This is a genomic window from Pseudomonas sp. 3296, from assembly GCF_031456615.1.
Taxonomy (GTDB): domain Bacteria; phylum Pseudomonadota; class Gammaproteobacteria; order Pseudomonadales; family Pseudomonadaceae; genus Aquipseudomonas; species Aquipseudomonas mucoides.
Map to the genome: position 1 here is coordinate 96473 of NZ_JAVDUY010000004.1, position 13753 is coordinate 110225.

The window sequence follows — 13753 nt, forward strand, 5'->3', positions numbered from 1 at the left end:
AAAAAAGGGGCGACCGTGATGGTCGCCCCTTTTTTCTGCCTGTGATTACTTGGCTGCGATGGCGCCATCCACCAGCGTTTGAGCCTCTGCCACCAACTGCTTGAGGTGGTCATCGCTCACAAAGCTTTCAGCGTAGATCTTGTAGATGTCTTCAGTGCCCGACGGACGAGCCGCGAACCAGCCATTTTCGGTCATGACCTTCAGGCCGCCAATCGCCTGGTCATTGCCAGGTGCATGGCTGAGGATGCTCTGGATCGCTTCGCCCGCCAGTTGAGTCGAGGTGACCTGATCTGGCGACAGCTTGCTCAGCAAGGCTTTCTGTTCAGGGTTGGCCTTGGCATCCACGCGCACCGAGAACGGTTCGCCGAGCTCGTCGGTCAACGCGCGATAGGCCTGGCTTGGGTCGCGACCGGTGCGAGCGGTCATTTCTGCGGCCAGCAATGCCGGGATCAGGCCGTCCTTGTCGGTACTCCAGACGCCGCCGTCCTTGCGCAGGAACGAGGCGCCAGCACTTTCTTCACCGCCAAAGCCCAGGGAACCGTCGAACAAGCCGTCGGCAAACCATTTGAAGCCCACCGGCACTTCATACAGACGACGGCCCAGACGCTTGGCCACGCGATCAATCAAGCCGCTGCTGACCACGGTTTTGCCCACGGCAGCGTCGGCGCGCCAATGAGGACGATTCTGGAACAGGTAGTCAATCGATACCGCGAGGTAGTTGTTCGGTGCCAACAAACCACCGGACGGCGTAACAATGCCGTGACGGTCGTGATCCGGGTCGCAGCCAAACGCGACGTCATAGCGATCTTTCAGACCGATCAAGCCTTGCATCGCGTGGGTGGACGATGGGTCCATGCGGATCTGACCATCCCAGTCGACGGTCATGAAGCGGAACGTCGGATCGACCTGTGTATTGACCACGTCGAGGTCCAGACGGTAATGCTCGGCAATCGCCGACCAGTAACGCACCCCTGCTCCGCCCAATGGATCAACGCCCAGACGCAGCTTGGCGTCACGGATGGCGTCGAAGTCGATCACGTTGATCAGATCGGCTACATAAGTGTTGAGGTAATCGTGGCGATGGGTTGTGCCGGCTTTCAGCGCCTGCTCGTAGCTGATGCGTTTGACGCCAGCGAGTTTGGCCGCCAGCAGTTCGTTGGCCTTGGCTTCGATCCACTTGGTAATGTGGGTATCGGCCGGACCACCGTTGGTAGGGTTGTATTTGTAGCCACCGCTTTGCGGCGGGTTGTGCGACGGCGTGATGACGATACCGTCCGCCAGACCCGAAGTACGGCCACGGTTGTAGCAAAGGATCGCGTGGGAAATGGCCGGGGTCGGTGTGTATTCGTCCCCTTCGGCAATCATCACCGTGACACCGTTGGCAGCGAGCACTTCCAGGGCGCTGGCCCCCGCTGGCGTAGACAATGCGTGAGTGTCGATCCCGACGAACAGCGGTCCGTCAATGCCTTGGGCTTGGCGGTACAGGCAGATCGCTTGGCTGATCGCCAAGACGTGCCACTCGTTGAAACTCAGGTCGAACGAGCTGCCCCGGTGTCCGGAGGTGCCGAAGGCCACGCGCTGGGTTGAGATGGCTGCGTCAGGCTGGCCTGTGTAATAGGCCGTTACCAGTCGCGGGATATCGACCAACAATTCTGCCGGTGCCGGTTTGCCCGCAAAAGGACTGAGTGTCATGCAAAACCTCTGAAATTGAGTGGTTCAGGAATGGAAGGCAGTTTACTGGCAGTTCGACCGCAACGCGATGTTATAGATCCATGAGGCTCGTGGATGTTATCCCGCGTCGCTCAATCGATCGCTTCCAGACGCAAGGCATCCCCCAGCAAACCCAACGCTAAGCCAAGGTCATGCTCACCCCCAAAGGTATGGCTCAGCCGCAAATTTTGCGCATGCAGCCCGCGCAAGCTGAATAATTCCCCTGGGGCTACCACTACCTGCTGTTTGAGCAGGCGGTGGAACACGCCACGCACATCAACCTGACGTAACGAGCGCACCCAGATCGTCGCGCCGCCCTGGGGGTCGACGAAGTGCAACGCATCTGCCAGTCGTTCCTCCAGCAATTGGGTCATCTGTACTTTGCGCTCCTTGAGTAGTCGGCGCAGCACCACCAAGTGCTGATCGATGCGACCATTGTTGTACAGGCGCGCAATGGCTTTCTGACGGATCGGCGACAACCGGAACGAGCGCAGCAGAAAGTGTCGCTGCAGCTCACCTCGCAGTTGCCGCGAAAGCACATAGCCGTAAGGCGCTTCAGCTCCGATAACCTTCTCGAATGTGGAGAACACGATCAATCGGTCAGGGTCCAGCAAATCGCGGAACCGTGGGCCAGCGGGTTCAAACTCAAGATCGCCGTAACAGTCGTTCTCCAGCACCCAACTGCCGTGCCGCGCCAGCAACTGCACGGTTGATAGCCTGTTGCTTTCATCGACCACGCTGCCGCGCGGCATGTTCAGGCCGGATGACAACATCATCAGTCGAACGGGTTCGGTCTCCAGCAGCATTTGCAAATGATCAAGGTCCAGGCAGCCATCCGCTTGTAACGACACCTCAATGACCTTGACGTCGAAGTCCTGCAACAACCGCAAAATCGACCAGTCGCACGGAGACTCCACCACAACCGTGGCGTCCTTGAGGCAAAGCACGGCGATCAATATTTCCAGTACACCCCGCAGATCAGCACCGATGTAGACATCGTCGGCGTGCCAGCAACGTGTCGGAGAGGAGGTATATCGTGCCGCCAGCGCTGCACGCAGCTCACGCTCGCCACAGGGTTGAGACGTCGGTTGCGGCTGGCGCGGATATTGGCGCAACAGCTCTCTCTCCAGCAGCAATAGCGGGCTGTCCAGTGGCTGCAGCAATGCGGGTTCATCAGCGCTCAATACCAGCATTCCCGGTCGCCTGGCATTCACATAAACCGTCTCGAGCAGGTCATTGCCGCTGCACGGTGGCCGGATGAACGACACCGGAAGTGCGTAATAACCGGATTTGGCCACCGAATAGACGCGCCCTTCCTTTTCCAGCAGCGAATAGGCGTACTGAATGGTCGATATCGACACGCTCAGACGCTCCGCCAGCTGTCGTAATGATGGAAGCCGCACACGTGTGTCGCTGACCGGTTCGCTGATCAGATGAGTCAGGTAGCGATACACCGCCTGATAAGCGAAGTCGGTTTCTCGGGGGCCTTTCATGAGCGATGACCGCACACGATGGGCGCAGCTCGATGGAACCGGACGGGCGTTATCAAGCGAGGCACTTTCAACGCCCCGTTGACCGTTCGCCCGTCACGGCGTCAATCACCCTCATATCGGCTTGCAGCCCCTTGTCCGCAGTCCCGCCGCTGGCCACCGGCCCCATGCGATACAGCGTACCGATCAGGCTGACGGGCAGCCCGCTGACATCGACCATCCATTGCAACACCTGCTCGGGCGCAGGCTTGCCCTGCATCGCGCGATGCAGTTCGGGGAGCGCCACGAGCATGCCGGGATGGCATTGACGCAGAAAATGCTCAAGCGACGCGCCTTTCTCGACAAAGGGTGCGAACAGTAAACAAACCAATTGAGCTTCGTTCAGACCGAGGCATCTTTGGGCCTCGGCCGCCGCCAGTTCACGCTGATCTGGATTGCCATATGCCTGCAATACCTGCTCGTATGCATGCTCCGGAAGTTGCTTGCGACGCATCATGACCAATTGCCGCCGAACATAGTCAACAATGCCGGCTTCATAGGTCCGACCCTGCACGAAACAGGCTTGTAGCCCACGCAGATGCGCAGAAATCGAAAAGCTCACGTATTCGTTATCCCCCGACTGAGCCGTCAGCTCGTCAGGTTGAAACTTGAGGAACTCTGTGAGCAGCGGCCAGCGCTCGTCCAGATTGCTGACCAGCATGTCGTGGATGTCGATGAACGTTGCGCGGCGACACGCCTCAAAATGCTCTGCTGGACGCCATGCCGGTTGATCGTGGCCGAGGTAAAACTCGCGATAGCAGTCGCTGCCCAGCGCATCGAGCCGTGCGAAGAGTTGCTCATAGCTGATCTCTGGCTGAGCCGACATCGCAAACCCCGCCTTCGCCGCAGCACGGTTCAATCCATCCATGAACTGCTTTTGCTGGCGAGGTGAATCGCTACTGACCAAGGCATCGACACCGCGGTCCCAACGGGCAATTTGCCCATAGAACTCACCGGTTGCCAGGTACCCGTCATCCCACAGGTCAAGGGGGTCGTGCCAGGTTCGACGGTGACCGACCATCAACATATTGAGGCGATTTGATTCGCGACCGCCTTCGGAGATCGCCACGGCGTGATTAAACGGCAGGACCTCGCGGTTATCGACCATCAACACTTCAACCCGTGGATCATCGTAGAGAAACAAGGCGCTGCAGCTGCGATAGATGTTTTCAAGCGCCGTCGAAGCGATGCTGTTCGAGCGCAAGGTCGCCACACGCAGCTGGAAGGTCGCCGGTGCGCGCCCGGCGATGCTCAATTGCGCGGCACGCAGCAACGCCAGGGTGTAACAACTGTCACGGCTCCCAGACTGGATCGTCAGCACCTTGAACTCGCCAATACGTTCCATGCCACCGGCGGCGACCACCACGCGCTGTATCATCAGCTGCAATGCAGTGCGCTCGGCCCGGGAAAAGAAACTCAGTAATCGCTGCAGTACTTGCTGATAAACATAGTTCATTGCCTGATCATGGGTATTGGTCATTATTGTTTACCTGTTACTCATAGGTTCGATGTCACGCAAACAATGCCCTGCATTGCGCAATGGATTGCCTGTCATGATTAGAGTGTTGCGCCTGATATCAAATGCTAACACTTAGTTTTTAGTCATTATTTGAAATGATTGCAGCCGACCGTTAACCGTCCTGATAACCACGCACCTCCAAGCCCCACAGGCCGGGCATCGGGCAACAACCGGAGACATCCTAGGAAATATCCGACAACGTCCCACAGACAAGTAGCACGACAAATAAAGAAAGAAGTCACCTGTGTTTTTTCGGCAACCGACCGATAACTCATTAATAGTTGAGTTTGTATTGCCGGAGCGCATTGAAAAGTATCTGCCCGATACCTGGCCATAGCTCATTCCTTGAGATGAAAGTAATCATTCAATTATCGGGGCTTATATGATGATTAGAAGATACAGATTGAGGGCAAAAACCAGTTCAGTTGCTGAACTGACCCGTCATGAGTTGACGGGAGCCTCATGTTTTCGGAGGGAGAACGAAAAAGTCCGTGCAAGCACGGACTTTTATTGGGGCGTGTTACGCAGGTTCGACCTGAAGGGCAACCCGCTCACGGCATGGGCATTCGTCCATATAGCGGTGTGCCTCGACAAACTCGGAAAACGGAAAGACCCGAGTCTTGAGCGGCAGCAGCACACGGTCAGCCGTCATCTGATTGATGTCACGCAACGCACGTTGCAGTGCGACCTCGTCCTGGATGATGCCCAGTTCCGGCTTGCCGGTGAAGTTGCCGATACAGTGCACAAAGAACTGTATGTTCTTCTGGAACGCTGCGCAGGCCGGGAACGGCGTCTGGTTGCCGCCTTGAAGGCCATACAACACCAGGCTGCCACGCGGCGCGAGTACATCGCCCAGCAACGACATCTGCGGCCCGCCCAATCCGTCGAACACCACATCCACACCGCGGTTATCGGTGATTTTGTTGATCCGCATCAGCAGATCTTCTTCTTCGGTGACGATGACTTTCTCGGCACCCAGAGCCAACAGGTTTTCGCGCTCCTCCGCCGTTTTGGTGGCGGCAATCACACGTACACCCAAGGCTTTGCCCAGCTGTACGAACGATGGTCCGGCACAATGGCTGGCGTCAGTCACCAGCACGAACTGCCCGGGTTTGATCCGTGCCAGATCGACATAAGCAAAGTAAGCGATCAGCAACGGCGTGTAATGCACGGCCGCTTCGATCGGATTCAGCACATCCGGATACCGGGTCAGGGCCGAGCGCGGCAGAACAATCTGCTCGCCGTACACGGGGTAGTCGTTCGGGCTTTGAGACGGGAAGCTGGCGACTTTGTCACCGACTGCCAGGTCATCGACACCCTCGCCGAGCGCCGTCACGACACCTGACATTTCCTGGCCGAGGCCGGAAGGCAGACGAGCGTGAGACGACGCCAGGTTCTGGCGCCAAAGCGTGTCATACCAGCTGATGCCGATCGCCTCGACACGCACCTGCACTTCGCCCGGAGCAGGAAGTGCCGCCGCATGCTCTTCGCATTTGAGCACCTCGGCTGGACCAAACTTGTGAAAACGGATCGTGCGGGACATCGCAAACCTCGTCAAAGTAACCTCTAATGCCATGAACTCTATCTGGGCTTTCTACCCAAGACTATCAGTGGCTATTAATAGTCGACATGCCTGTCATTGATTCCGCAGCACCGGCGACATCATCAAATGTCGTGAAAATCGAAGCGGCCCTTCAGGAAAAACTGAATTACACGGTGCAGAGTAGCAGCCTTTCCCCGTAAGATTCATGCCGGCCATTGTTCTCATATGGCCGCTCTCGTCAAGCTTGATGACTCTGCCAGGACTCCAGATGAATCGTAATGACCTGCGTCGTGTCGACCTGAACCTGTTAATCGTTTTCGAAACACTGATGCACGAACGCAGCGTGACCCGCGCTGCAGAAAAGCTGTTTCTCGGCCAGCCGGCCATCAGTGCGGCGCTTTCACGCCTGCGCGGGCTGTTCGATGATCCGTTGTTCGTGCGCACAGGTCGCAGCATGGAACCGTCTGCCCGGGCGATAGAAATCTTCGCCTTGCTCTCGCCCGCTCTGGACTCGATTTCCACGGCCGTCAGCCGTGCTGCGGAGTTTGATCCGGCCACCAGCACCGCGGTGTTCCGCATTGGGCTGTCAGATGATGTCGAGTTCGCTCTGCTGCCGATGCTGCTCAAGCGTTTGCGTGCCGAATCCCCCGGGATCGTGCTGGTGGTGCGGCGGGCCAACTACATCCTGATGCCGAGCCTGCTGGCCTCTGGCGAGATTTCCATCGGCGTCAGCTATACCGCCGACCTGCCGGCCAACGCCAAGCGCAAAGTGCTACGCCGCAGCATGCCGAAGCTATTGCGCGCCGACACCGTGCCAGGCCCGTTGAGCCTGGATGACTTCTGCGCCAGACCGCATGCATTGGTGTCGTTCGCCGGTGACCTGAGCGGCTTTATAGATGACGAACTGGAAAAGCTTGGGCGCAAACGGCATGTCGTGCTGGCGGTGCCGCAGTTCAACGGGCTGAGCACACTCATCAGTGGCACCGACATTGTGGCGACCGTGCCCGACTACACCGCCGAAGCGTTGACAGCGGCAGGCGGTGTCCGGGCTGAAGACCCACCGCTGCCGGTGCGCAGTTTTGAATTGCACATGGCCTGGCGTGGGTCGCAGGATAATGATCCCGGTGAACGTTGGTTACGGTCGCGGATTCAGATGTTCTTTGGGGATCCGGATAGCTTGGCCTGATCTTGAGTCTGGGTTGAGGCTTCTGCCCTCTTCGCGAGCAAGCCCACACATTGGAATGCATTTCCCTGTGGGAGCATGGCTTGCCCGCGATGGCCACGACTCGGTTCCAAGTCGGTCCTTTGCATTCTCTGCAACACTGAATTGTCATCAATTCAATTGATCACGGATTAACCAAAGGTGCATGCTAGAGAGCTCGCCCGAGCCTCATATCATTCCGAATGATAGTTACCTTCGCTTCATTCGATTCGTGAGATACACCCTCGCCGCTCATCATCCGTCCATTCTCAATACATTGGCGGATGCATCCATGGAACAGTCACTCAAACATTTGCGCTTCCCGTTGGCCATGTTGGCCGTACTGGTGATGAGCGCCTGCGGCAAGGCGCCTGAGTCTGCCGCGACCATGCCTGCGGCGAAGGTCAGCGTCGCCAAGGTGCTGGAACAACCGATCAACGAGTGGGACGAATTCACCGGGCGCCTTGAAGCGCCGGAAACCGTAGAAATTCGTCCACGGGTCTCCGGACAGATTGATGACGTGGCCTTCACTGAAGGCGCACTGGTCAAGAAAGGCGACTTGCTGTTCCAGATCGACCCGCGTCCATTCCAGGCCGAGGTTCGCCGTCTCGAAGCCCTGGTTGCCCAGTCCCGCGCCAACGCCACCCGCAGTGAAAACGAAGCCCAGCGCGGCGAGCGTCTGCGCACCAGCAACGCGATCTCCGCCGAACTGGCCGATTCGCGTACCAGTGCCGCTCAAGAAGCGCGCGCCGCTGTCGGTGCCCTGCAGGCGCAACTGGATCTGGCCAAACTGAACCTGAGCTTTACCCGCGTCACCGCGCCCATCAGTGGTCGTGTCAGCCGTGCGGAGATCACCGCCGGTAACTTGGTGACTGCGGACACCACGCCGCTGACCAGCGTTGTTTCCACCGATAAGGTCTACGCCTACTTCGACGCTGACGAACGTGTATTCCTCAAGTACACCCAACTCGCTCGCCAGGGTAAACGCGGCGCCACCACCCCGGTTTACATGGGCCTGTCCAACGAAGACGGCAACCCGCACCAGGGCGTGATGAACTTCGTCGACAACCAGGTCAACCCGAAAACCGGCACCATCCGCGGTCGCGCAGTCTTCGACAACGCAGACGGCAGCTACACCCCAGGCCTTTATGCGCGCCTGAAACTGGTCGGCAGCGGCACCTACTCCGCCGTGCTGATCAACGACGAAGCGGTCGGTACCGATCTGGGTAAAAAATTCGTGTTGGTAATGGATGCCGACAACAAAACGGCGTACCGCGCCGTTGAACTGGGTCCCAAGATCGAAGGTTTGCGCATCGTGCGCAACGGCCTGAACAAGGATGACACCGTCATCGTCAAGGGGCTGCAACGGGTTCGCCCTGGCTCGCCGGTCACTCCTGAAGTGATCCCGATGGCCAGCGAACAAACCCTCGCGGCCTTGGCTCAACAACGACAAGCGCTGGAAGCCAGCAACCTGCCCCAAGTCGCACCTGCCAAGGTCGCGCCGGGTGAGGTTGTGAAACTGGCTGCTGCGACTCCACGCGGTTAAGGGACAACGACTCCGATGAATTTTTCCCAATTCTTCATTTCACGGCCGATCTTCGCAGCGGTGCTGTCGCTGCTGATCCTGATCGCCGGCGCCATCTCGCTGTTCCAGTTGCCGATCAGTGAATACCCGGAAGTGGTGCCGCCGACCGTTGTGGTCCGCGCCAACTTCCCGGGAGCCAACCCTAAAGTCATCGGTGAAACCGTGGCCGCTCCTTTGGAGCAAGCCATCACCGGCGTCGAGAACATGTTGTACATGTCCTCGCAGTCCACCGCTGACGGCAAAATCACCCTGACCATCACCTTCGCGCTGGGCACTGACCTGGACAACGCTCAGGTGCAGGTACAGAACCGGGTCACCCGGACCGAGCCGAAACTTCCAGAAGAAGTGACGCGCATCGGTATCACCGTCGACAAGGCTTCGCCCGACCTGACCATGGTTGTGCACTTGACGTCGCCGGACAAACGCTACGACATGCTCTACCTGTCCAACTACGCCTTGCTCAACATCAAGGATGAGCTGGCGCGTCTGGGCGGTGTCGGTGATGTGCAATTGTTCGGCATGGGCGATTACTCGCTGCGCGTCTGGCTCGATCCGAACAAGACCGCTTCGCGTAACCTGACCGCCACCGATGTGGTGACCGCGATTCGTGAGCAGAACCGTCAAGTGGCCGCCGGTGCACTGGGCGCTCCTCCTGCGCCAAATGCCACCGCTTTCCAGCTGTCGGTCAACACGCAAGGTCGTCTGGTTTCTGAAGAAGAGTTCGAGAACATCATCATTCGCTCCGGCGATAACGGTGAAATCACTCGCCTGAAAGACATTGCCCGCGTTGAACTGGGCTCCAGCCAATACGCCCTGCGCTCGTTGCTGAACAACCAACCGGCGGTGGCGATCCCGATCTTCCAGCGCCCTGGTTCCAATGCGATCGAAATCTCCAACGAAGTGCGCGACAAGATGGCCGAGCTGAAGAAGAACTTCCCGGAAGGGATGGACTTCAGCATCGTCTATGACCCGACGATCTTCGTTCGCGGCTCCATCGAAGCCGTTGTTCACACCCTCTTCGAAGCACTGATTCTCGTTGTGTTGGTGGTGATTCTGTTCCTGCAAACCTGGCGCGCCTCGATCATTCCATTGGTAGCCGTACCGGTGTCGCTGATCGGCACGTTCGCGGTGATGCACTTGTTCGGCTTCTCGTTGAACGCCCTGTCGCTGTTCGGGTTGGTACTGGCGATCGGTATCGTGGTGGACGACGCCATTGTGGTGGTGGAGAACGTGGAGAGGCACATCGAGCTGGGAGAAACGCCCGTAGAAGCCACCAAGAAAGCCATGCGAGAGGTGACCGGGCCGATCATCGCGACGGCGCTGGTGCTGTGTGCGGTATTTATCCCGGCAGCGTTCATTTCCGGACTCACCGGCCAGTTCTACAAACAGTTTGCCCTGACCATTGCCATCTCGACCGTAATCTCGGCGTTCAACTCGCTGACGCTGTCCCCTGCCCTGGCCGCCGTGCTGCTCAAGAGCCACGATGCGCCGAAAGATCGCTTTACCAAAGTGCTTGATAAACTGTTGGGCGGCTGGCTGTTCCGTCCGTTCAACCGGTTCTTCGAACGCGCCAGCCATGGCTATGTCGGCACCGTAGCCCGGGTTATCCGCAGCAGCGGTATTGCCCTGCTGTTGTACGCAGGCCTGATGGTGCTGACCTTCTTCGGTTTCGCCCACACCCCGACCGGTTTCGTACCCGGCCAGGACAAACAATACCTGGTGGCCTTCGCGCAACTGCCGGACGCTTCGAGCCTGGACCGCACCGAAGACGTGATCAAACGCATGTCCGACCTGGCCCTGAAACAGCCTGGTGTGGAAAGCGCAGTGGCCTTCCCCGGCCTGTCGATCAACGGCTTCACCAACAGTCCTAACGCCGGCATCGTGTTCGTGACCTTGAAGCCGTTCGACGAGCGTAAAGACCCGAGCATGTCCGCCGGTGCCATTGCCGGTGCCTTGAACGGCCAGTTCGCCGGGATTCAAGAAGCCTACATGGCGATCTTCCCGCCGCCGCCAGTACAGGGGCTGGGCACCATCGGTGGTTTCCGCCTGCAGATCGAAGACAAGGGCAACCTCGGCTACGACGAGCTGTACAAAGAAACCATGAACATCATCAACAAAAGCCACAGCGTGCCGGAGTTGGCCGCCCTGTTCACCAGCTACACCGTGAACGTGCCGCAGGTCGATGCCGCCATCGACCGGGAAAAAGCCAAGACTCACGGCGTGGCCGTCAGTGACATCTTCGACACCCTGCAGATCTATCTGGGTTCGCTGTATGCCAACGACTTCAACCGCTTCGGTCGTACCTACCAGGTCAACGTTCAGGCCGAACAACAGTTCCGTCTTGAACCGGACCAGATCGGTCAACTGAAAGTGCGCAACAACAAAGGCGAAATGATCCCGCTGGCGACCTTCATCAAGGTCAGCGACACCTCGGGGCCGGACCGCGTGATGCACTACAACGGCTTCATCACCGCTGAAATCAACGGCGCCGCCGCCCCGGGCTACAGCTCTGGCCAGGCCGAAAAAGCCATCGAGAAACTGCTCAAGGAAGAACTTCCGAACGGCATGACCTACGAGTGGACCGACCTGACCTACCAGCAGATTCTGTCCGGTAACACCGCACTGTTCGTGTTCCCGCTCTGCGTACTGCTGGCGTTCCTGGTACTCGCGGCTCAATACGAAAGCTGGAGCCTGCCACTGGCGGTGATCCTGATCGTACCGATGACCTTGCTGTCGGCTATTACCGGTGTGATTGCTTCGGGCGGCGACAACAACATCTTCACCCAGATCGGTCTGATCGTACTGGTTGGGCTTGCGTGTAAGAACGCGATCCTGATCGTCGAGTTCGCCAAGGACAAACAGCAGGACGAAGGCCTCAGCCCGCTCGCCGCGGTACTGGAAGCCTGCCGCCTGCGTCTGCGGCCGATCCTGATGACCTCCTTCGCGTTCATCATGGGTGTTGTGCCTCTGGTCTTCTCCAGCGGTGCCGGTGCCGAAATGCGTCACGCCATGGGTGTGGCGGTGTTCTCCGGGATGCTCGGGGTGACCTTCTTCGGTCTGTTGCTGACGCCGGTGTTCTACGTATTGATTCGCAACTTTGTGGAGCGCGGTGAAAAGCGCAAGGCGGCCAAGGCGCTGAATCTTCAAACGCAACTGGAGTCGCAACAATGAGTTTGAAAGCCTTTCTTCCGAGCCTGCTGGTCCTGGCCCTGAGTGCCTGTGCCGTTGGCCCGGACTACAAGACCCCTGCGACTGAACCGGCCCATATCACCATGGCTACCGACGGTGCTGCCGGCCAGAAAAACTTCGACCGCTCGCACTTCGAAGGCATCTGGTGGCAGCAGTTCGAGGACCCGACCCTTAATCAGTTGGTGACGCAATCCCTGCAAGGCAACCGTGATTTGCGCGTGGCCTTCGCCCGCTGGAAAGCGGCCCGGGCAATTCGCGATGACATCAGCAATGACGCCATGCCGACCATTACCAGCCGGGCCAGCAGCGATCTGGGCAAAGGGCAGATCCCTGGCCAGACCACCAAACGGGTCAACAGCGAACGCTATGACCTGGGCCTGGACATGGCGTGGGAGATCGACCTGTTTGGCCGTATCCAGCGCAACCTGGAATCGGCCAACGCCGAACAGCAAGCCATCGAGGCCGATCTGTACCAACTGCAAGTCACCATGATTGCCGAACTGGTGGATTCCTACGGTCAATTGCGTGGTGCACAATTGCGCGAAAAGATCGCTTTGGCGAACCTGGAGAACCAACAGGAGTCACGCAAGATCACCATCAGCCTGCGTGATGCCGGCGTCGGTGATCAGTTGGACGTGGAGCGCGCCGATGCACGCCTGGCGTCCGTCGAAGCCAGCGTTCCGCAATTGCAGGCCGAACAGGTTCGGCAAAAAAACCGTATCGCCACCCTGCTGGGTGAGCGGCCGGACAAGCTGACGGTCGACCTGAGTCCCAAGAACCTGCCGGCCATCGCCAAAGCGCTGCCGATTGGCGATCCGGGGCAACTGCTGCAACGTCGTCCGGACATCCTCAGCGCCGAGCGCAAACTGGCGTCTGCCACGGCCCGTATCGGCGTGGCCACGGCTGATTTGTTCCCACAGGTCAGCCTCAGCGGCTTCCTTGGCTTTACGGCAGGACGCGGCTCGCAAATCGGCTCCTCGGCAGCCAACGCCTGGGCACTGGGCCCAAGCATTACCTGGGCTGCGTTTGACCTGGGCAGTGTGAAGGCCCGTATTCGCGGTGCGGATGCAGATGCCGAAGGCGCGCTGGCCAGTTATGAGCAGCAAGTGCTGTTGGCACTGGAAGAGTCGGAAAACGCGTTCAGCGATTACGGCAAGCGTCAGCAACGTTTGATCTCTCTGATTCGTCAGAGTGAGTCGAGCCGCGCCGCCGCCAACCTGGCCGAAATTCGCTACCGCGAAGGCACGGCGGACTTCCTCGTCCTGCTGGACGCGCAACGCGAGCGACTGGCGGCGGAAGACACTCAGGCATCGGCCGAAACCGAACTGTATCGCGGGATTGTCGCGATTTACAAAGCCCTTGGCGGTGGCTGGCAACCGGAGACCGTCGCCAGCAAGTAAGTTATTAAAGAGCTCCTTTGGTTGGCCGCAGCCAACCGATTTTTTAGCCCCGCGTCTCATTCGGTCGCGGGGCTTTT

8 protein-coding genes are annotated in these 13753 nt (G+C 58.7%); 4 read left to right on the plus strand and 4 right to left on the minus strand.

Annotated elements, in window-relative coordinates:
• Positions 1-45: 45 nt before the first annotated feature.
• From pgm to J2X66_RS11805, 4 genes are all read right to left on the minus strand, one after another.
• Positions 46-1692: a phosphoglucomutase (alpha-D-glucose-1,6-bisphosphate-dependent) gene (pgm, locus tag J2X66_RS11790; RefSeq protein WP_310264341.1), complete on the minus strand. Its 1647-nt coding sequence runs from the start codon at positions 1690-1692 to the stop codon at positions 46-48.
• Between the two features lie 110 nt (positions 1693-1802).
• A complete protein-coding gene (locus J2X66_RS11795) occupies positions 1803-3203 on the minus strand; it encodes a PLP-dependent aminotransferase family protein (protein ID WP_310264343.1) in 1401 nt (466 codons plus the stop codon).
• 67 nt (positions 3204-3270) lie between these two features.
• Positions 3271-4719 (minus strand): hypothetical protein, encoded by a 1449-nt coding sequence (locus J2X66_RS11800; protein WP_310264346.1) that lies wholly within the window; start codon positions 4717-4719, stop codon positions 3271-3273.
• Positions 4720-5278: 559 nt separating this feature from the next.
• Positions 5279-6301, minus strand: a complete 1023-nt coding sequence (locus J2X66_RS11805; RefSeq protein WP_310264348.1) for a zinc-dependent alcohol dehydrogenase family protein — start codon at positions 6299-6301, stop codon at positions 5279-5281.
• A gap of 268 nt (positions 6302-6569) precedes the next feature.
• On the opposite strand from J2X66_RS11805, the gene J2X66_RS11810 reads away from it, so the two are divergent.
• The 4 genes from J2X66_RS11810 to J2X66_RS11825 all read left to right on the plus strand — a co-directional run bounded on the left by J2X66_RS11810 (position 6570) and on the right by J2X66_RS11825 (position 13676).
• A complete protein-coding gene (locus J2X66_RS11810) occupies positions 6570-7487 on the plus strand; it encodes a LysR family transcriptional regulator (protein WP_059182990.1) in 918 nt (305 codons plus the stop codon).
• Between the two features lie 307 nt (positions 7488-7794).
• Positions 7795-9048, plus strand: a complete 1254-nt coding sequence (gene mexE, locus J2X66_RS11815; protein ID WP_059182991.1) for a multidrug efflux RND transporter periplasmic adaptor subunit MexE — start codon at positions 7795-7797, stop codon at positions 9046-9048.
• 15 nt (positions 9049-9063) lie between these two features.
• Positions 9064-12258 (plus strand): efflux RND transporter permease subunit, encoded by a 3195-nt coding sequence (locus J2X66_RS11820; protein WP_310264352.1) that lies wholly within the window; start codon positions 9064-9066, stop codon positions 12256-12258.
• Positions 12255-13676 carry a TolC family protein gene (locus J2X66_RS11825; protein ID WP_310264354.1) on the plus strand — a complete coding sequence of 474 codons (1422 nt, stop codon included), beginning with the start codon at positions 12255-12257 and terminating at the stop codon, positions 13674-13676. The genes J2X66_RS11820 and J2X66_RS11825 overlap by 4 nt, the downstream gene beginning before the upstream one ends.
• Positions 13677-13753: the final 77 nt, after the last annotated feature.

What these genes read in the sequence shown, in the direction of transcription:
- J2X66_RS11805 (WP_310264348.1), bottom strand. Translation starts at nt 6,301, where the DNA reads ATGTCCCGCACGATCCGTTTTCACAAGTTTGGTCCAGCCGAGGTGCTC.
- J2X66_RS11825 (WP_310264354.1), top strand. Translation starts at nt 12,255, where the DNA reads ATGAGTTTGAAAGCCTTTCTTCCGAGCCTGCTGGTCCTGGCCCTGAGT.
- mexE (WP_059182991.1), top strand. Translation starts at nt 7,795, where the DNA reads ATGGAACAGTCACTCAAACATTTGCGCTTCCCGTTGGCCATGTTGGCC.
- pgm (WP_310264341.1), bottom strand. Translation starts at nt 1,692, where the DNA reads ATGACACTCAGTCCTTTTGCGGGCAAACCGGCACCGGCAGAATTGTTG.
- J2X66_RS11800 (WP_310264346.1), bottom strand. Translation starts at nt 4,719, where the DNA reads ATGACCAATACCCATGATCAGGCAATGAACTATGTTTATCAGCAAGTA.
- J2X66_RS11795 (WP_310264343.1), bottom strand. Translation starts at nt 3,203, where the DNA reads ATGAAAGGCCCCCGAGAAACCGACTTCGCTTATCAGGCGGTGTATCGC.
- J2X66_RS11810 (WP_059182990.1), top strand. Translation starts at nt 6,570, where the DNA reads ATGAATCGTAATGACCTGCGTCGTGTCGACCTGAACCTGTTAATCGTT.
- J2X66_RS11820 (WP_310264352.1), top strand. Translation starts at nt 9,064, where the DNA reads ATGAATTTTTCCCAATTCTTCATTTCACGGCCGATCTTCGCAGCGGTG.